This is a genomic window from Variovorax flavidus (assembly GCF_030317145.1).
Classification (GTDB): domain Bacteria; phylum Pseudomonadota; class Gammaproteobacteria; order Burkholderiales; family Burkholderiaceae_C; genus Variovorax; species Variovorax flavidus.
Window position 1 is genome coordinate 83275 of sequence record NZ_JASZYE010000010.1, and the last position, 18212, is coordinate 101486.

General features: G+C 67.2%; 17 protein-coding genes. 7 read left to right on the forward strand and 10 right to left on the reverse strand.

Features of this window, described 5'->3' with window-relative positions; genetic code table 11:
* The first annotated feature begins 37 nt into the window (after positions 1–37).
* On the forward strand, positions 38–1042 hold the full coding sequence (locus QTH90_RS27905) for an ABC transporter substrate-binding protein (RefSeq protein ID WP_286667832.1): 1005 nt from the start codon (positions 38–40) through the stop codon (positions 1040–1042).
* 82 nt (positions 1043–1124) lie between these two features.
* Entirely contained in the window at positions 1125–3125 is a 2001-nt protein-coding gene (locus QTH90_RS27910; protein WP_286667833.1) for an ATP-binding protein, read from the forward strand.
* Positions 3126–3135: 10 nt separating this feature from the next.
* On the opposite strand, the gene QTH90_RS27915 is transcribed toward QTH90_RS27910, so the two are convergent.
* A complete protein-coding gene (locus QTH90_RS27915) occupies positions 3136–4128 on the reverse strand; it encodes a hypothetical protein (protein WP_286667834.1) in 993 nt (330 codons plus the stop codon).
* 284 nt (positions 4129–4412) lie between these two features.
* Here QTH90_RS27915 and QTH90_RS27920 point away from each other — a divergent pair, with 284 nt between their 5' ends.
* From QTH90_RS27920 to QTH90_RS27930, 3 genes are all read left to right on the forward strand, one after another.
* Complete coding sequence (locus tag QTH90_RS27920; RefSeq protein WP_286667835.1) at positions 4413–4616, forward strand: hypothetical protein; 204 nt, start codon at positions 4413–4415, stop codon at positions 4614–4616.
* Positions 4617–4938: 322 nt separating this feature from the next.
* On the forward strand, positions 4939–5421 hold the full coding sequence (locus QTH90_RS27925) for an Hcp family type VI secretion system effector (protein ID WP_286667836.1): 483 nt from the start codon (positions 4939–4941) through the stop codon (positions 5419–5421).
* 7 nt (positions 5422–5428) lie between these two features.
* Positions 5429–6025, forward strand: coding sequence for a peptidoglycan recognition protein family protein (locus QTH90_RS27930; RefSeq protein WP_286667837.1), 597 nt, complete (start codon positions 5429–5431; stop codon positions 6023–6025).
* Between the two features lie 473 nt (positions 6026–6498).
* On the opposite strand, the gene QTH90_RS27935 is transcribed toward QTH90_RS27930, so the two are convergent.
* From QTH90_RS27935 to QTH90_RS27965, 7 genes are all read right to left on the reverse strand, one after another.
* Complete coding sequence (locus QTH90_RS27935) at positions 6499–7194, reverse strand: hypothetical protein (protein WP_286667838.1); 696 nt, start codon at positions 7192–7194, stop codon at positions 6499–6501.
* Positions 7191–7547: a response regulator gene (locus QTH90_RS27940; protein WP_286667839.1), complete on the reverse strand. Its 357-nt coding sequence runs from the start codon at positions 7545–7547 to the stop codon at positions 7191–7193. The genes QTH90_RS27935 and QTH90_RS27940 overlap by 4 nt, the downstream gene beginning before the upstream one ends.
* 97 nt (positions 7548–7644) lie before the next feature.
* Complete coding sequence (locus QTH90_RS27945) at positions 7645–8850, reverse strand: hybrid sensor histidine kinase/response regulator (RefSeq protein WP_286667840.1); 1206 nt, start codon at positions 8848–8850, stop codon at positions 7645–7647.
* Positions 8840–9439, reverse strand: coding sequence for a chemotaxis protein CheB (locus tag QTH90_RS27950; RefSeq protein WP_286667841.1), 600 nt, complete (start codon positions 9437–9439; stop codon positions 8840–8842). The genes QTH90_RS27945 and QTH90_RS27950 overlap by 11 nt, the downstream gene beginning before the upstream one ends.
* Positions 9436–10299, reverse strand: a complete 864-nt coding sequence (locus QTH90_RS27955) for a CheR family methyltransferase (RefSeq protein WP_286667842.1) — start codon at positions 10297–10299, stop codon at positions 9436–9438. Before QTH90_RS27955 ends, QTH90_RS27950 begins: the two co-directional genes overlap by 4 nt.
* Positions 10296–13775, reverse strand: a complete 3480-nt coding sequence (locus QTH90_RS27960; RefSeq protein ID WP_286667843.1) for a response regulator — start codon at positions 13773–13775, stop codon at positions 10296–10298. The genes QTH90_RS27955 and QTH90_RS27960 overlap by 4 nt, the downstream gene beginning before the upstream one ends.
* A gap of 108 nt (positions 13776–13883) precedes the next feature.
* Entirely contained in the window at positions 13884–14555 is a 672-nt protein-coding gene (locus tag QTH90_RS27965; protein ID WP_286667844.1) for a response regulator transcription factor, read from the reverse strand.
* A 130-nt stretch (positions 14556–14685) separates the two neighbouring features.
* Here QTH90_RS27965 and QTH90_RS27970 point away from each other — a divergent pair, with 130 nt between their 5' ends.
* Together QTH90_RS27970 and QTH90_RS27975 are read left to right on the forward strand one after the other, a co-directional pair.
* Positions 14686–15519, forward strand: a complete 834-nt coding sequence (locus tag QTH90_RS27970) for an amidohydrolase family protein (RefSeq protein ID WP_286667845.1) — start codon at positions 14686–14688, stop codon at positions 15517–15519.
* Positions 15520–15635: 116 nt separating this feature from the next.
* The gene (locus tag QTH90_RS27975; RefSeq protein WP_286667846.1) at positions 15636–16346 is read left to right on the forward strand and encodes a glycine zipper 2TM domain-containing protein; all 711 of its coding nucleotides are present in this window, start codon (positions 15636–15638) and stop codon (positions 16344–16346) included.
* Here QTH90_RS27975 and QTH90_RS27980 read toward each other — a convergent pair.
* Both QTH90_RS27980 and QTH90_RS27985 read right to left on the reverse strand, forming a co-directional pair.
* Entirely contained in the window at positions 16306–17109 is an 804-nt protein-coding gene (locus QTH90_RS27980; RefSeq protein WP_286667847.1) for an alpha/beta fold hydrolase, read from the reverse strand. The two genes, QTH90_RS27975 and QTH90_RS27980, sit on opposite strands and share 41 nt — an antisense overlap.
* On the reverse strand, positions 17106–18134 hold the full coding sequence (locus tag QTH90_RS27985; protein ID WP_286667848.1) for a M14 family zinc carboxypeptidase: 1029 nt from the start codon (positions 18132–18134) through the stop codon (positions 17106–17108). The genes QTH90_RS27980 and QTH90_RS27985 overlap by 4 nt, the downstream gene beginning before the upstream one ends.
* Positions 18135–18212: the final 78 nt, after the last annotated feature.

Below are 18212 nucleotides of genomic sequence, written 5' to 3' on the forward strand. Positions count from 1 at the left end.
TTGGGTTCTGTCACCCAACCCACTGCGGATGCAGTCCATGTTTGCGAACCGATTCCCTCCACTGCTTCGAAGGCAATGCGCCACGCTGGCCATGGCCTTCGCCTGCGCGGCGCTGCCCGGCACTGGCGCGGCGGCGGCAGTGCTCACGGTTCTCATGGCGGACGAAAGCGCGGCCCACACGGAATTCGTTCGCCAGCTGCGCGAGACGCAGGAAGCGGGCAGCCGGCTGGAGCTGATCCACCTTGTGGCCGGCAAGCCGGCCGGCGAGAGCGTCGAGGAAGACCACACGGCGACTGGCATGCGCACGCGCGGCGCCCGTTCCGTCGCGCCGGCGGACGTCCCGATCACGATGGCAGTCGGCGTGGACGCGGCGCGCACGGCCATCGAGCGCCCCGGGCAGGAGCCGCTGGTGCTCGCGATGCTGAGCCGGCTCGACTACGAAAGCCTCAAGGGCAACCCCTCGCTGCGGCGCCCGGAACGCTGGGTCGGCGTGCTGCTGCGTGAACCCGCCATGGCCGACCAGATCGCGCTGATCGATGCCGTGATGCCGCAGAGACGCCGGCTGGGCGTGGTGGCCACCTCCGAATCGGAACCCATGGTGCGCGAACTGCAGCGCGCCGCGAACGGCTGGGACCTGCAGGTGGAATACGCCCCCGACGCCAAGGCGCTGGCCACCGTGCTGCGCCGGCTGGTGCCGCGCAGCGATGCATTGATGGTGCTGCCCGACCTGATCGGCGACAGTCAGCCCGCCACGCTGGCGGTGCTGCGCGCCGGCGCCAGTGCCGGGCTGCCGGTGTTCGGCACGAGCGACGGCCTGGTTCGCTCGGGCGGGCTCGCGGCAGCGGTTTCCACGCCGACGCAACTGGCGCAGCAGGCTCGGCTGCTCGGCCTGAAGCTGGCCTCCAACACCGCCGCGGGCGGCGTACTGGTCGAGTGTGCGACGCCCTCCACGGTGCGTGTCAACCCGACAGTGGCACGCGGGCTGGGCATGCGCCTGCCCGAAGAACGCGAACTCACGGAGCGGGTCACCGCCATTCGATGACCGCCGCGCCGGACCGCCCCAAGCAAGGTCGCACCCCCTCCGGGGACAGCGAGGACACGAAGTGCCGAGCGCGGGGACATCGATGACCGCACCCACACACCGCCTGATCGCACCCGCTGCCACCGCGGCGGTGCGACCGACCCATCCGCCGGCTACCGCCGACGACCGGGCCCTCGTGGTCGACGGGAGCCTGCAGCGCGATCTGTTCCGGCTGGGCGTGGTGCCCTGCGCGGCGGTGGCGCTGGCGCTCACCGGCTGGTTCACGAACAGCCGGCTCGACACGCTCGAAGCCGCCTTCGACGCCGAAGGCCAGGCCGTCGCCCGCCAGGTGGCCGCGATGTCCGACCTGAGCCTCTATGCCGGCGATCTGCCTGCACTGCAGAACGTCGCCAATGCCGCGCTGCGCGGCGGGCAGGTCACGCGCGTCGAGATCAGCAACAGCGCCGGCGTCTACGTCACGGCCGGCCCGAAGACCGCGCAGCTCGCAAAGCTGCGCATGTTCACCGCCCCGGTCACGCTGCGCGAAGCCTCGCGGGCCACGGCCTTTGCGCCGGCAGGCTCGACCGCGGCCGGCGAAACGCCCATCGGACTGGTGCAGACCTTCCGCGACACCACCGCCTACGACCGCGAACGCACGCGCTCGCTCATGGCCGGCATCGGCATCGCGATGATCGCGCTGCTGGTCGCCTGGGCCTGGGTCCGCCACACGGCGCGCGCCGTTGCCCAGCCGCTGCGTCGCATCTCGCGCGCCGTGGCTGCGCTGCAGGCGGGCCAGTTCGATGCGCGCTGCAACGTCGTCACGCTGGCCGGGGACGACGACGACACCGGACGTGGCGCGCGGCGTGCCCAGCACGAGCTCGCGAACCTCGCGCACGACATCAACCGCCTGGCCGAGCGCCTGCAGCGCAACCGGCAGATCAGCGAGGAACGGGTGTGCGAGGCCACCGCCGTGGCGCTGCAGCGCATGGCCGAGGCCGAGCAGGCCGCCCTGTCCCGCGCCCGCTTCCTGGCCGCCGCGAGCCACGACCTGCGCCAGCCGCTGCATGCCATGGGCCTCTTCATCGACGGCCTGCTGCCTACCGCCACCCCGGCGCAGCGCCCCGCCGTGCTGCGGCTGCAGGAGGCCACGGAGTTCATGACGCTGCTGCTCGACGACCTGCTGGAAATCTCGCGGCTCGACGCGCAGGTGCTGACGCCCACCATCTCGGGCGTGTCGCTGGCGACGGTGTTCGACCAGCTCGACGCGCAGCACGCGGCGCCGGCCGCCGCCGCGCACGTGCGCCTGCTGTGGGAAGACCGCGGCCTGGCGGTTCGCACCGACGCGGCGCTGCTGCTGCGGATCATCGGCAACCTCGTCAGTAACGCCATCCGCCACACGCCGTCGGACGGCACGGTGCTGGTGACGGCGCGCCACAGCGGCGATTCCGTTCGCATCGAGGTGCGCGACAACGGCGTCGGCATCGCGCCCATCCACCAGGCGCGCATCTTCGAGGAGTTCTACCAGGTGGCGAACACCGAGCGCGATCGTCGCCAGGGCTTCGGCCTCGGCCTCGCGATCTGCGCGCGCATCGCCACCCTGCTCGGCACGCGCATCACCCTGCGCTCGGCGCTGCAGGCGGGCAGCACCTTCGCGATCGAACTGCCTGCAGCCAGCCCGCGCGAGGTGGCGCCGCCCGCGCCGGAACCGGTGGCGTCCGCGCCACTGGCCGGCGTGCGCTGCCTGGTCGTCGACGACGACCCCGCCATCCTCCACGGCAGCCGCACGCTGCTTGAACAATGGGGCTGCCAGGTCGAATGCGCCTCCAGCCGCGCGGCGGCGCTGGCCCGGCTCGTCGAGGACGGTTCGCATTTCGATGTGGTCTTGTGCGACCTGCAACTGGCCGGCGACGACGACGGCATGGAAGTCATCGACGCCACGCGCCGGCTTCAGCCCGACGCGCTGGCCGTGCTGGTGTCGGGCGCCACCGGCCCCGAGATCCTGCAGCGCCTGCGCCAGGGCGGCGTGATGCTGCTGACCAAGCCGGTCGCGCCGGCCAAGCTGCGCGCGCTGCTGTCGACCCGGCGCGTCGCGGTTCCGGCCTGAAGGGCCGTTCTCAGTTCACCACGCCGAGGTGCAGGAAGCCGGCGGTGTTCGCATTGCCTCGCGCACCGACCATGGCTTCGAGCTTGCCGGAGCGCATGAAGAAGTAGCGATCTGTCCCGTTGGTCGACTCGCGCATGCCGCGCGGGCCATTCGTTCCCATGTCGACGAGCGGGTAGCTCGTCGACATCTGCGCGCCTGTTGGCGCGGTCGACGCGAGCGAGAACGTGGCAGCGGCGCCGATTGCCGTGTCCATGGTGGCGTTGGTCGACCAGCCGGTGCCATTGAACGCGGCCCAGCTGGCCCCCTCCGGGAAGCCGACTGAGAAGGAGCTGGAACCAGCGTTCGTCGGCGACCCACCAGCGGCCAGATACACGTTCTCGCCCTCGACCCGAGCGATGGCGAAGCGGCCCAGGAAGACGCCGTCCAGGCCGGTCAGGTTCCACATGCCGCTTTCCGCATCAGCCGAGATCGTGCTCTTGTGCACCGACGCCGTCGGGCACAGTTCGACGCGATAGATGCCGTTGTCCAGGCATTGGGTCATGAGCGTGCCGCCGCCGGAGATCTGCGCCTGCCCAATGAAGGAGTCGCGGCCGGAAGCCGTCGCATCGACACGGAAACGGTTGTAGATCCCGTCCAGGTTCGCCTGCGTCGTCACGAGGGAACGCGAGGCGATGAAAGGATAGGCGGCGTAGCTCACCGGATTCGAATTCGGCACGGCCATCGGCACCGCACCGACGACCGTGTCATTGAAGGCAAACAACCCGGACGTGCTGGCCGGGGTGGTGACCAGGGCGCTTGAAACGCCATAGCGGCCCGTCGGCGCCGACGGCTTGACCAAGGTGCCCGACGTCGTTCCACCAGCGTTGTCGGTCACGACATAAATGAGCTGGTCGAAGTCGATCTTGAGCGCTTGGCGGGAGCCGTTGCCGGCGAAGAACTTGAAGTCGCCATTCCGGGTATCGGGGGTGGCCTTGACGCCTCCGCCCGATGCCGTCGGGAGCATGGCTCCGCCCCCTCCGCCGCCGCCACAAGCCGCCAAACCAGCCATCAACGCAGCGGCCAACACGGCCCTCGCCCGATCGTTCATCAAGCCCTCGCAATTCGTTGTGTGACATCCGAGCGACAGCCGCCGGAATTTTCTGGGCCGAAATGTAGCCCAAACGAATCACTTATGTATCAGGATGTACCTTAATCACCAACAAAGTGGATGTCTGGGGCGCCGGCCGTCGCTAGGATTCCACATCTTTGAACGGCGGACGCAGCGCACGAGGAAGGACGGGCGGACAGATGGAACCGATGCACTGGGAGTACATGGGCGCGCTCGGCGGCGTGATCGGCATCGGCTGGCTGGTCGTGGTGCCGATGTACCGGGGCTGGAATCACCTGAACGAAAAAATGTCGGGCAGCGTGAAGCAGAGCATCCGCATGGTGGCCGAATGCGAAGGCCGCACGGTCGCGTCCACGTTGGCCGCGACGCTGCCGACCAAATAAAAGAAAAAGCAGGCGCTAAGAAGCGTTGACGGGACTTGCCGGCGGTCGGCGGGTTATCTGCGCGGGCGATGACGCCCGTACCGCTCAGGGTGCGAGGGCAGCGCACCCATCAGCTATGAATTCCAGCATCAGCAGACCAAGGGCCGCCGCGGTCTACCTTGGCCGCTGGCGGACTGCCCCTTGGCATCGCAACGCGGCGGTCCCATTCTTTCCGCGAACATTCTGAAAATGCATCCGGCAATGCCGATTGAAATGGGCGTGCTGTACCGTGCCAGCCGGCAGGCACGCGTCGCCTGCCCACATGTTTTCAGGGAGGAAATCCATGTCGCAGGACATTTTTTTGAAGCTGGCCGGCATCACTGGTGAATCACAAGACGCCAGTCACAAAGACGAAATCGAGGTGCTGAATTGGCAATGGCAAATCAGCCAGCAATCCACCATGCACTCCGGCAGCGGCGGCGGCGCCGGCAAGGCCGCTGTCAGTGACCTGACCTTTGACCACTACATCGACCGCGCCAGCCCGAACCTGCTGAAGTATTGCCTGACGGGCAAGCACATCGACAGCGCCACCCTTGTCGTGCGAAAGGCCGGGGGCACTCCGTTGGAATATCTCAAGATCACGATGGGCGATGTGATCGTGACTCGCGTTGCGCCGACTCTTACGAGCACCATGGCGCGAGCCAGAGAGGAAATCAGCCTTGCCTTCGCCCGAGTGAAGCAGGAATACACCATTCAGGGCCAGCAGGGCGGGTCAGGTGGCACCGTGTCTGCATGCTTCGACATTCAACAAAATCGCGAATGTTAGGGAAAGAATGCTTTACATCACCCGAGACGGCCTTGTTGATGCCGAGAAAATCAAAGTCAAGATCTTTTCAACTATCGAACGCGAAAAAATGGATCGCATCAATGGCATCGTGATCCACCAAACCGACTCGCCTACCGCTGAGGCAACCTTCAATAGCTATCGCAATGCAGGCGCAAACGGGGCACATTTCCTGATTGAGAAAGATGGCACGATCTATCAAACCGCATCGTTGTACCGACGCGCAAACCACGTCGGCAAACTCAAATCCCGATGCCTTGCAAATCACACATGTACACCAACCGATCTGAAGATCGTCGAGCAACTGAGAAACAAGCCTACTCCACTTTCCCGCCATGAGCACGCGAAGCCCCATCCCGACAGATATCCCAGTAACGGTGATTCGATTGGCATTGAGCTTGTCGGTATGTCTTTGGGCCCAAAGGACAACAAAACCTATGAAAGCGTCACTGACGCTCAGAACGCCTCGCTGAAATGGCTGATGAAAGAACTTTCAGAAACGCTGAGAATTTCGTTGCGAGAGGTGTTCAGACACCCCGAGGTGGCTTGGAAGGTGAAAACAGAAGCGAGCACCGCGAAATGGTAGCCAAACTGATTCGCTACTTTATTCTTCTGTCGACAGTTCATTTTTCGGGCTGCGCGATCTCTCGAACAGTCACGGAATTGACAATAGATGCGAGCGGACTGGCACTGGACGCAGAAGCAACTGAAATCTGCAAGCAATTCAAGCCCACCGCGCCACAGGTAAAACGATACTTTTCCAGAGCATATCCCGTAGAAAGTTACGTCCTCACGACCGAGCGATATTCACCGTGCTATGCAAAGGGAAAAATCAGGTTCAGCGATAACAACCAAGGGGAGTGGTCGTTGCATTCCGGAGGGACGGCCACAATAGAATGGAACAGAGGGAAAAGCGTTGATCTTCTGTACAAAAACAATAAGTGGCATGACCCCTTTGCTGGCACATACGGCCTTTGCTCCGAGGGGGAATGCTGAACAGGTGGAAAGCCGCCCTTCTGCCCAGAACACTTCTGGGAACTCACAAGAAATTGTGGACCGTCACCGATCAGTCGCCTGGCCCGTCACCAGCGCGAAGCGCACTTCCTGGGGCTCCACCGTCACTTCGTAGCCCAGCCCGTCCGCCAGCGACTGCAGGGCGATGGCATCGATCGCCAACGCACGCGGCGCCCGGTGCGCGCCGGCCACCGGATCGGCTGCCGCCGGTTCGCCTTGCGTGGCCGAGAAGCGCAACCCGTCGGCGCCGTTCGCCTCGACATCGATCGCACCGACGTGCGGCACGCTGTCATGCAGATAGCCCAGCGCGCCCAGGAACATGTAGCGCAGGGCAGCGCCTGATGGAAAGCTCGGCTCACCCTCCTCCGGCGACAGGTCTTCCCCCACCTGGAGCGCGATGCCGTTCAGGTCGAAAGCCACCCGCATCAGTGCCGTGCACTGCGCGACGAGGTCGCTGCGGGTGATGCCGTCGTCGTGCGTAGCGAGTTCCCAGTCGCGCAGCGAGCGCACGCCGCTGGCGAGTGCGGTGACCTGGTTCTCGATCAGGGCGACGCGCTCCCCCCACGCGGACGCGTCGGGATTCGTCGCGGCCGTCACCTGGCGCTTCAGCAGCAGGATCCCCATGCGGATGACCGACACCGGCGCGGCCATATCGTGTCGGAGTGCAGGGAGCGCGCGCGTCAGCAACTCGTGCCGCACACCGGCGGCCATCCAGCTGCGCGCGCCGGGTGAAGCCTTCATCCGGCGGCGGCCCGCGTCAGGATGCGGTCGAGGGCCTCGAAGTCGATCGGCTTCTGCAGATGATGGTCGAACAGCCCTGCACTGCCGCTGGCCTCGTCGGCCGAGTAGCCCGAGATGGCCACGAGCAGGGGCGGCTCGCCCCGGGCGGCGGCGCGCAGTTGCCGCGCCACTTCGGTGCCGGGAAAGTCCGGCAGCGTGAGGTCCACGAGCGCGGCATCGAAGACTTCGCCGGCAGCAACGTCCAGGGCCTGCTGACCGGTGTAGGTACAGCGCGCCGTGTGGTCCTGCAGCACGAGGAGCTCCTGCAGCAGATCCGCCGCGGCCTCGTTGTCGTCAACGATCAGAACGTTCACTTCCAAATCTCCCCTGAGCCAAAGTTTCAGAGTATCGGACCCCGCGCGGCCTGCGGGATGTAGGACACGGTCGCACCCTGCGCCTGCCGGGCCTTCGTCAGGCCACGGGCGGCGCCACGCGCATCGGCAGCGTCACGCGAAACTCGGCGCCCTCGCCCTGCACGCTCCGGACGCGGATCTCCCCGCCATGCGACCGCACGATCTCGCGGGTGATGTAAAGACCGAGCCCGAGGCCGGGCGCGTGCTTGCGGCTGTCATCCGTGCGCTCGAACTGCTCGAAGATGCGCTCCTGGTCCTCGGCGGCGATGCCGATGCCGTTGTCGCGCACCGTCATCTGCGCCGTGTCGCCGATCTCGGCCACCGTGACCTCGACCGGCTTGCCGCCGCCGTAGCGCAGCGCATTCGTCAGCAGGTTGGTGAGCACCTGCTCCATGCGGAAGTCATCCCACACGCCATCGATGCGCGCGGGCGCCTTCAGTTCGATCACCGAGCCGGCCGCCTCGGCCTGCTGCGCCAGGTCGGCGACCACGCCGCGCGCCAGCGCCGCAAGATCGGTCGGCTTGGGCCGGATCGACAGCGCACCCCTGCGCATGCGCGTGACGTCGAGCATGTCGTCGATCAGCCGCACCATGTTCTGGATCTGGCGCTGGTCGCGCTCGATCATCGCGGGCAGCCGCTCCGGCCCGAAAGGCGCCAGATTGCCTTTGGAGAGATGCAGCTTGCGCACCTGCGTTTCGAGGAACAGCGTGTTGAGCGGCGTGCGCAGCTCGTGCGACACCATGGACATGAAATCGTCGCGCATGCGCACGGCGCGCTCCAGTTCGCGCTGCGCGCATTGCAGTTGCTGCACCAGCGCTTCCTGCTGCCGGTTGGCCTCGGCGAGCGCGTCCATTTCGTGCCGCAGCGCCTTGCGGTGGCGGTACAGGTCGACGAAGACGGAGACCTTGCCGTTCACCGCATGCGCGTCCAGCGGCTTCTGCAGGAAGTCGACCGCGCCGCTTTCGTAGCCCTTGAAGGCGTAGTTCATCTCCCGGCCGGCCGCGCTGACGAAGATGATCGGGATGTGCCGCGTGCGCTCGGTGCCGCGCATCATCTCCGCGAGCTCGAAGCCGTTCATCTCCGGCATCTGCACGTCGAGGATCGCGAGGGCGAACTCATGCTCCAGCAGCAGCGCGAGCGCCTGCTCCGCCGAAGTCGCCTGGAACACCCGCCGCGCCGGACCGCGGATCAGCGCCTCCAGCGCCAGCAGGTTCTCCGGCAGGTCGTCGACGATCAGCAACTTGCTTTCGACATCAATGGGCATGGGCGGAATCCAGTTGCAGGAGAAGCGCGCGAATGTCGCGCAAGGGCAGCACGTGATCGGGGGAATGGGCGCCGAGGGCGGCGTTGGGCATGGTCGGGATCTCGGCCTCGGCCGGGTCCTGCACGATGGTCAGGCCGCCCGCCTGGTGGATGCGCAGCAGGCCTTCGGCGCCATCGTCGTTGGCCCCCGTCAGCAGCACACCCGCCAGCGAGGGGCCGAAGGCGTCGGCGGCGGAACCCATCAGCACGTCGATGGCGGGCCGCGAATACAGCACCGGCGGCTCGCAGCTCAGCGAGAAGCGCAGATCGCGCTCGATCGACAAGTGGTAGCCCGGCGGCGCGAAGTACAGCGTGCCGGCCTGGACCGGCGCCTTGTCCGCGGCTTCGAACACAGGAATCGGCAGCCGGTGCCTGAAGACTTCCGCCAGCCGGCTCTCATGCGCCTCGGGAAGATGGATGACCACCACCACCGAAAGGCGCCACTGCGCGGGCAGGTCGCCGAGCAAGGCGATCAGCGCGTCGACGCCGCCGGCGGAAGCGCCGATCACGACCGCCAGCACCTGCCGCCCCATGCCGGGAGACTGCTTCATGTTGCCTTCCTGAAGATGCGCTCGCCGCGCGAGAGCACCTCGAATCGATCGGCGTAGCTCGAGAAATCGATGCTCTCCTTCGCGCCGAGCCCCATGAAGCCGCGATGGCACAGCGACTCATGGAACAGCCCCAGCGCCCGGTCCTGCAACTGCCTGTTGAAATAGATAAGCACGTTGCGGCAGGACACAAGCTGCGTCTCCGCGAAGACCGCGTCCGTCGCAAGGCTGTGGTCTGCAAAGATCACGTCCGCGCACAGCGAGGGGTCGAAGCGCGCGGCGTCGTAGGCCGCGGTGTAGTAGTCGGAAAAGGCCCGCAGGCCGCCCGCGCGCTGGTAGTTGGCCGTGTAGTGCCTGATCGACTCCAGCGGAAAGATGCCCAGCCGCGCCTTCTCCAGCGACGAGGGATTGATGTCGGTCGCATAGATCTGCGTGCGCTCCAGCAGACCCTCCTCGCGCAGCAGGATGGCGAGCGAGAACACCTCCTCGCCGGTGCTGCAGCCCGCCACCCACACCTTGAGCGACGGATAGGTGTGCAGCATCGGCACCACCTGCCGGCGCAGTTCCAGGAAGTAGCCCGGGTCGCGGAACATCTCGCTCACCGGGATGGTGAGGAACTGCAGCAGCCGCGTGAACATCGCCGGCTCGCGCAACACCTTGTCCTGCAGCGCCGAGATGCTCGGCAGCCCCAGTTGCCCCAGTGCGTACAGCACGCGCCGCTTCTGCGAGGCGCCGGTGTAGTTGCGGAAGTCGTAGCTGTACTTGAGGTAGATCGCCTCCATCAGCAGGCGCAGCTCGATGTCCGTGTCGCTGGGCGGATGCAGCGGCGGATTCAACGGGGGAGGCGACGCGCCGGGATTCACAGGCGCTCCATCTTGGGCATCCACACCCGCAGCAGCGAGAACAGGCGATCGAGGTCGACCGGCTTCGCGAGGTAGTCGTTGGCTCCCGCGGCCAGGCACTGCTCCTGGTCGTCCTTCATGGCCTTGGCCGTGACGGCGATCACCGGCAGCTTGCCGAAACGCGGGTCCTGGCGCAGGCGGCGGGTGGCTTCGAGGCCGTCCATCTCCGGCATCATCACGTCCATCAGCACGAGGTCGATGTCGCGCACCTGATCGAGCTTCTCCAGTGCCTCGCGGCCGTTGCGGCCGATCTCGACGGCGGCGCCGCGCTGCTCCAGCGCACTGGTGAGCGCGAAGATGTTGCGCACGTCGTCGTCCACCAGCAGGATGCGGCGGCCCTCGAAGACGCGGTCGCGTCCGCGCGCGGTCTTCAGCATGGTCCGGCGCTCGCTCGACAGATCGGCCTCGACCTTGTGCAGGAACAGCGTGACCTCGTCCAGCAGCCGCTCGGGCGAGCGAGCGCCCTTGATGATGATCGAGCGCGAATAGCGCAGCAGCTCGGCCTCCTCGTCGCGCGTGAGGTTGCGGCCGGTGTAGACGATGACGGGCGGGAACGAGACGATTTCCTCCGTCGCCATGCGCTTGAGCAGCTCGGCGCCCTGCATGTCGGGCAGCCGCAGGTCGGTGATCATGCAATCGAAGACGCGCGTGCGCAGCAGCTCCAGTGCTTCCTCGCCCGATTCGACGGCGGTGATGACCACGTCGTCGTCGCCGATCAGCTTGACCACGCTCTCGCGCTGCAGCGCGTCGTCCTCGACCAGCAGCACGGCCTTGAGCTTCTGCGTGAGCTTGTCCTCGAACTTGCGGAACACCTCCATCAGCTGGTCGCGCGAAGTGGGCTTGAGCGCATAGCCGATCGCGCCCATGTGCAGCGCGGCTTCGGAGCTGTCCTGCGCGGAGACGACATGGACCGGAATGTGGCGGGTCTGCGGATCGTCCTTCAGGCGCTGCAGCACGCCGAGGCCCGGACTGTCGGGCAGGCGCATGTCGAGCAGGATCGCGTCCGGCAGGAACTGCGTCGCGAGGCTGAAGCCGTCGGCCGCGCCGTGCGCGACCAGGCAGCGGTAGCCGAGTTCATGCGCGAGGTCGTAGAGGATGTGGGCGAACTGCGGCTCGTCCTCGATCACGAGCACACGGCGCGCCTGGTCGCGCGGCAAGGACCGGTCGTCGGAGAACTGCGGCGCCGGGACGGCCGGCGTCGCGGGCGCGGGCGGCGCCGGCGGCACGCCGCCAGATGCACGCGAGGCCGAGGGTGCCGGCCTGGCATTCGCATCCGCTGCCTGCTCGCTCGCCTGGGGCGCGCGCGGGGGCAACTCCAGCGTGAAGGTGCTGCCGGCGCCGGCCTCGCTGTGCACGCTCAGCGTTCCGCCGAGCAACCGGGTCAGGTCTCGCGAGATCGACAGCCCCAGGCCGGTGCCGCCGTAGCGCCGGCTGGTCGTGCCATCGGCCTGGCGAAAGGCTTCGAAGATCACTTCCTGCTGGTCCGCGGGGATGCCGATGCCCGTATCGCTCACCGCAAACGCCGCGCCGCCGCCGGGCACGCCGGACACGGTCAGCACCACCTCGCCGCGGTCGGTGAACTTGAGCGCGTTCGACAGCAGGTTCTTCAGGATCTGCTCGACCCGCTGCCGGTCGGTGACCAGCGTGGCCGGCGCATCCGGCCGGACGTCGAGACGGAACTGCAGCCGCTTCTGATCGGCCTGCGGCGTGAACGTCATCTCCAGGCTGTGCGCCAGCTTCTGCGTCGCGACCTCCTCCGCGATCACTTCGAGCTTGCCGGCTTCGACCTTCGCGATGTCGAGGATGTCGTTGATCAGCACCAGCAGGTCGTTGCCCGATGCGTAGATGGACTCCGCGAACTTCACCTGCTCGGCGCTGAGGTTGCCCTGCGGGTTGTCGCCCAGCAGCTTGGCGAGGATCAGCGCGCTGTTGAGCGGCGTGCGCAGCTCGTGCGACATGTTCGCGAGGAATTCCGACTTGTAGCGGCTCGCGCGCTGCAGTTCGTCGGCGCGCTCCTCGAGGTCGTGCTGCGCGCGGCGCAAGGCGGCGTTGCGCATGTCCAGCGCCTCGGTGCGTTCCGACAGCTGGCTGTTGGTCTGCTCCAGCTCGGCCTGCTGGTTCTCCAGCGTGGCCTGCGAGACGCGCAGTGCGCGCGACTGTTCCTCCAGCTCCTCGTTGGCGGTGCGCAGTTCTTCCTGCTGCACCTGCAGCTCTTCGTTGAGCTGCTGGGTCTCGGCCAGTGCGTCCTGCAACTGCTCGCGGTAGCGCACCGCGGCGATCGAGCTGCCGATGTTGCCCGCGACCAGGTCGAGCAGCTGGTTCGCTTCCTCGCCCGGCTGCTTCAGGAGGCCGAGCTCGACGACGCCATTGACGATGCCGTCGTTCGCCACGGGCAACAGAAGTGCGGCTGCGGGAGGCATGTCACCGAGGCCCGAGTTGACCTTGAGGTAGTCGGCATTCACGGGCTCGATGAGCAGGCGCCGCTTCTCGGCCGCGGCCTGCCCCACGAGGCTCTCGGTCGGCGAAAAGACCTGTGGCGAGGCTTCGGCCTCGTTCGAGAAACCATAGCTCGCGACCCGCCGCAGCGCGCCGTGACGCTCGCGCACATAGAGCGCGCCCACCGGGCTGCCGACATGGCGGGAGAAGAAGGCGAGCACCTTGCGCCCCATCTCCTGCGCACTGAGTTCGCCCACCAGGTCGCCGGCCAGCTCGGTCTGGGCGCTGCGCAACCAGGCCTGCCGCTGCAGCGTGGCGGCATGGGCCGCCTGCTCCCGGAGCACGCCGTCGTAGCTCTCGGAGAGGCGCATCAGCTGGCGCCGTCCGAAGTAGGCCAGCAGGCCGGTACTGATCAGCGTGAAGAGCACGAACAGCGCGACGATCGCCATGCTCGTGCGGTTGGCTTCGTTGTTGCGCTCGAAGCGCAGGTTCTGCTCGGTGTTGTTGAAGGCGCCGTACTCGCTGCGCATCTCGTCGGTCAGCCGCTTGCCGCGGCCGAGCCGGACCGGCTGCTGGTAGTCGCCGCCGCTGCGGCGCAGCTCGATCATCGCGCGCGCGAACTGGTTCCACGTGTCCTGCAGCGCGGCGATGCGGTCGACCCTTTCCGACTGCGCCCGGTTGTCCGCCACCAGCGTCTTGAGTGCGCCGAGGTCGTTCTTGACCCGCGGCAGGTTGCTCTCGTAGGGCTCGAGGAAGCTCTCGTCACCGGTGATCAGGTAGCCCCGCATGCCGGTCTCGAGATCGATGCTGCGGCGCTGGACTTCGCTCGCGGCACGGGACACGCGGTCGGTGTGCTCCACCCAGCCGATCACCGACAGCAGGTACACGATGAGCGCGACGAACACCACCGCGCCGATGATCCCGCCGGCGAGTGGCAGCTTCAGGTTGCGGCTGAGCAGGCGTTGGAAGTCCTCAGGATCGATCGCGGAGGGTGTATTCATGAAGCGGCAGTAGTCGAAGGAGGCAAAAACCCTCTAAGCCTGCCAGAGCCGGAACCGCTTCCCTGTCGGATAAGGCCGCGAACGAGCGGCCGGCCGCGCGGCGGAGATTCAACCGAAGGCTGCGGGCCCCGATGGAGCGGCGTCCAGTTCGCTGAAGGCCCGGACCAGGTCCGGCAGTGAGCGCGCACCCATCTTTTCCATGGCGTTGGCGCGGTGCAGCTTCACCGTGCGTTCGGCGGTGCCGAGCGCCACGCCGATCTCCTTGTTGAAGGCGCCCGCGACGACCATGGCCGCGACCTGGCGCTCGCGCGGCGTGAGCGTGGCGTAGCGTGCCTTCAGCGCAGCGATCTGCTGCAGCGTGCGGCGGCGGGAGAGATGGTTCGCCAGCGCGTTCGTCACCGCGCCCACGAGCGTTTCCCGATCGACCGGCTTGAGGAAGAAGTCCGCCGCCCCGGCCTTCATGGCGCGCAAGGTGTCGTGCGCGCTGGCCTTGGCCGTGAGCACGATGACCGGCAAGGGCTCGGCGCTCCGCGTGACCACGTCCTGCAGATCGAGCCAGTCCGGGCCCGGCATGTGGAGATCGAGAATCAGGCATCCGGGCTCGTCGCCGATGCCTTGCCGGAGCAACTCGCCGATGGAGCCGTAGTCCCGCACCGTATGGCCGGCCGTCATCAGCTGGTCGCACACCGCGCGCCGGAACGCGCCGTCGTCATCGACCACGCGGATGACAGAGGTCTCTGCATCTTCGCGGCCGGAAGCGCCATTCTTGGAAAATGTCATGTTCGATTCGCCGGGTCCTGCGGCCTCGTTGCCGCCGGGAGCATCATACGAATTCGTCGTCCTGGCCCCATGGCCGATTGCGTGCCCCCGGCGTGCATGGTATTGGCGGCGTGACAACTGGCCTGAACCCATGACGAGCATCTTCGAAGAACCCAAGATCGATTGCCACAACCACATCTTCGACCCCATCCGGTTTCCTTATGCGGCGGACACGCACTATCGCCCGAGCGGCCAGGAATCGGGTTCGGCCGATCTGTTCATGGCGGTGATGGATGCCTACGGCGTGCGCCGCGCGCTGGTGGTGGGGCCCAACTCCGGCTACGGCACCGACAACCGCTGCCTGCTCGATGCCATCGCGCGCAGCGAGGGGCGCTTCAAGGGCATCGCCGTGGTGGACCACGACATCTCTCTCGATGCGCTGGCGGCCCTGAAGGCACAGGGCATCGTCGGTGTCGCTTTCAACCCTTCCTTTCTCGGCGTGGACTACTACCTGCCTGCAGGCGAGTTGCTCCGCAAGCTGAGCGAACTCGATCTCCTGTTGCAGGTGCAGGTCGAGAAGGACCAGCTCCCCGCGCTGCTGCCCCTGCTCGATGGCTCCTCCGTGCGCCTGGTGATCGATCATTGCGGCAAGCCGCATCCGGGTGCGGGCCTTCATCAGCCGGGCTTCCAGGCGCTGCTCGAACTGGGGCGCTCCGGGCGCGCGTTCGTCAAACTGTCAGGCTTGGCGAAGTTCTCGCAGAAGGCGCATCCGCATGAGGACGTATGGCCGTTCGTGCACGCGCTCGCCGATGCTTTCACGCTCGATCGCTGCGTGTGGGGTTCGGATTGGCCCTACCTTCGCGCGACGGAACGCATCGACTACGGACTGCAGCTGGCCTTGATCCGGCAGCTCTTTCCCGACGAGACGGATCGCCGCAAGCTGATGTGGGAATCGCCTCGACGGCTAGTGGCGTGGGATGAATGAGGCCTCGCGTCCGGCCTGATGTGTAGGACCGCGTCGCATTGACAGGTCTTGCGCAATCACCATGCTTTCTCCTGAAACCTGCTGCCTCGCGCAGCGGGCATGAAAGGGGAACATCCATGAACTCGACGCCACTCGACCCGCCTGCGGTCGAACGCACACCCACCCACTCGTCGCCCAAGGTGCTCTGGACGGCGATCGGCACGCTGGCCGTGGCAGTGGCCGCACTCGGCGGCGTGCTGCTGCACCAGCAAGGCCGCAACGACGCGCCTGCAACCGCCACCATTGCCGCGGCGCCCGCGGTGCAGGCGCCGGCACCGGATGACTTCAAGCCCGATGTGCCTCGGCCCGCCTCGCCTGCTCCCGCGGCGGCGAACGGTGCGGTGCCGCCCGCTGCGACACCCTTGCCGCCGCCCGTTCGGGCGCCCGAGGCCGTCGCCCCGAACGTGGCGCAGGCAGGCCCTGCACCGGCACCTGCGCCCGCCCATGTATGCGCCGTCTGCGGACACGTCGAATCGGTCCGCACGGTGCAGCATCCCGCGCCGACGACCGGCGTTGGCGCCGTCGCTGGCGGTGTCGTCGGCGGGGTGGTCGGCAACCAGATCGGCCATGGCAACGGACGCACGGCGGCCACGCTGCTTGGCGCGGTCGGCGGCGGCTTCGCGGGCAACGCGATCGAGAAGCACACCCGAACCGTCACGTCCTACGAGGTCGGTGTGCGCATGCAGGACGGAACGCTGCGTACCGTCGAGACGAGCACCGCGCCGCCGATCGGCAAGGCGGTCACGCTCAAGGGAAAGGTGCTGCGCCCGGCGGACGGGCAGAAGTGAGCGGGCTGCGCGCCCCGCCGCCTGCCCATCGAAGGATCTGCTCGACCACCCATGGGCCATCGTCCAGCGGCAGGTCGTGGCCTGCCGTCGGGTGTTCGAGGATCGCCGTGCGCCATTGCCGCGCGAGTTGCCGCGAGCACTGCGCATTCACCAGCGCATCGCAGCGGCTCGCGAGCACGAGCAGCGGGACGGCGGGCGCGTTCGCCGGAGCCCGATAGCGCGCAGCCGCCAGCAACTGACGCAGCGCGTTGGCCGCCGACACCGGGCGCGCCTCGCGCAACGCCGTCCAGTCGTCGATCACGCCATCGTCCGGCGCCAGGTGCCGGCTGGTCAGGCGCAGGATCGTCTGCTCACGCTGGCGACTCGACATCGCGCCGGCCACGACGCCGAGCAGCGCGGCGTAGTTGGCGGGCCGCAGCCGCTGGTACCACCGGCTGAAGGGCCGCAGGCTGGTGTTGACCAGCACGCAGCCCGCGAGTTCTTCGGGGTGGCTGCACGCCCACTCGACCGCGACCATCGCACCGAGCGACATGGCAAGCAGGTGAAAGGGAGGCGAATGGCCCGACGCCTTCATCTGCTGCCGGGCGTTCTGCATCGTCGCTTCGATGCTCGTGGGGCTTGGCGCGTGATTCAGGCGTCCGTTGCCCGGAAGATCGAGCGTCAGCACGCGCGCTCCCGGCATCCGCTCGCTCAGCATCTCCGGAAACGCGCCCCAGTGGCCGCTCTCGCGCGTGAGTCCGCGCAGCAGTACCCATGTGCTCATCGCGCCGGCCCTTCGTACCAGCGCGCCATGGCCAGTTGCCGATGGCGCTCCCTGTCGTCGCCGGTCGGCACCCAGCGCTCGTGGCTGCACGCGGCGCGCGTGATGAAGTCCAGCCAGCCGACGTGACGCCGAAGCACGCGCTGCTGACGGTGTTCGATCATGGGATTGAAGATGCCGTGACGCGAGAAGATCTGCCGCGGGTTCTTCTTGACCCACAGCCACGAGCCCATCTCCAGCGTCAGCGGCAGGAACACCGATCCGGGCTTGGTGTCGCTCGCGCGAAGGTAGAGGTGGTCCCACAGGTCGCCGTGCGCCATGTACTGGCGGCTCTGCGGCTCCAGCACGTAGCGGTGGTGCAGCAGCGTTCCGTCGACGATCTCGCACAGCGCGTGCATTTCGGGCAAGTGGGTGATGGGGCGCGAGGTGTGCGCGAACGGAAACCAGATCCGGTCACTGAGGCCGAAGCCGGAATGGCAATCCACCGCGATGCTGAAAGGGCGCACCGTCAACTCGGCTTCGACCAGTTCGCACAGTGCGGCGCTTTCGCTTTCCATGGGCGCTCCGTGCGCGCCGCGATACCAGGGCAGTGCGGAGCTGAGGCGTTGTCCGCCGACGAGATAGGGCACGCGTTCGGCCGACTCCACCGGCGCATTGCGCATGAGGTCGACGCCATTCGGATTCGCGCGCGTGCCGCGCCACAGGCCGCCCGGATTGACGAGCGGCATGAACACCAGTCGCACGGTCTCCAGCTGCCGGTGCAGCGTCTCGTCCCATTGCAGGCGCATGACGAGGCTGCGAAGGTAGGCGATCGTCACTTCGGCACCGATCCGCTCCAGGCCGTGCACACCGCCGAAGAAACCGACGGCAGGCGCCAGCGGGCTCGCGCTGCCCAGGATGAAGGCCTCCACCGGGAAGCGCGCCTCGCCGGCCATCACCTCGCACAGGACGCGCCGCACCATGTGCACGCCGGCGAGGTCGGAGAGCCGCTGCAGCTCGATCAGTTCGGGCAGATCTGTGGGAGTCACGCGGGCGAGGGAGGACGGAAGTGCGCGCAGGATAGCCGCATCGCCTGCCATCAAGCCGTCATACAAGCGCGCTACGGT

Coding starts and splice junctions, on each gene's coding strand:
- QTH90_RS27965 (WP_286667844.1), bottom strand. CDS start 14,555: ATGACATTTTCCAAGAATGGCGCTTCCGGCCGCGAAGATGCAGAGACC.
- QTH90_RS27905 (WP_286667832.1), top strand. CDS start 38: ATGTTTGCGAACCGATTCCCTCCACTGCTTCGAAGGCAATGCGCCACG.
- QTH90_RS27920 (WP_286667835.1), top strand. CDS start 4,413: ATGGAACCGATGCACTGGGAGTACATGGGCGCGCTCGGCGGCGTGATC.
- QTH90_RS27970 (WP_286667845.1), top strand. CDS start 14,686: ATGACGAGCATCTTCGAAGAACCCAAGATCGATTGCCACAACCACATC.
- QTH90_RS27930 (WP_286667837.1), top strand. CDS start 5,429: ATGCTTTACATCACCCGAGACGGCCTTGTTGATGCCGAGAAAATCAAA.
- QTH90_RS27960 (WP_286667843.1), bottom strand. CDS start 13,775: ATGAATACACCCTCCGCGATCGATCCTGAGGACTTCCAACGCCTGCTC.
- QTH90_RS27925 (WP_286667836.1), top strand. CDS start 4,939: ATGTCGCAGGACATTTTTTTGAAGCTGGCCGGCATCACTGGTGAATCA.
- QTH90_RS27945 (WP_286667840.1), bottom strand. CDS start 8,850: ATGCCCATTGATGTCGAAAGCAAGTTGCTGATCGTCGACGACCTGCCG.
- QTH90_RS27950 (WP_286667841.1), bottom strand. CDS start 9,439: ATGAAGCAGTCTCCCGGCATGGGGCGGCAGGTGCTGGCGGTCGTGATC.
- QTH90_RS27975 (WP_286667846.1), top strand. CDS start 15,636: ATGAACTCGACGCCACTCGACCCGCCTGCGGTCGAACGCACACCCACC.
- QTH90_RS27915 (WP_286667834.1), bottom strand. CDS start 4,128: ATGCTCCCGACGGCATCGGGCGGAGGCGTCAAGGCCACCCCCGATACC.
- QTH90_RS27935 (WP_286667838.1), bottom strand. CDS start 7,194: ATGAAGGCTTCACCCGGCGCGCGCAGCTGGATGGCCGCCGGTGTGCGG.
- QTH90_RS27980 (WP_286667847.1), bottom strand. CDS start 17,109: ATGAGCACATGGGTACTGCTGCGCGGACTCACGCGCGAGAGCGGCCAC.
- QTH90_RS27910 (WP_286667833.1), top strand. CDS start 1,125: ATGACCGCACCCACACACCGCCTGATCGCACCCGCTGCCACCGCGGCG.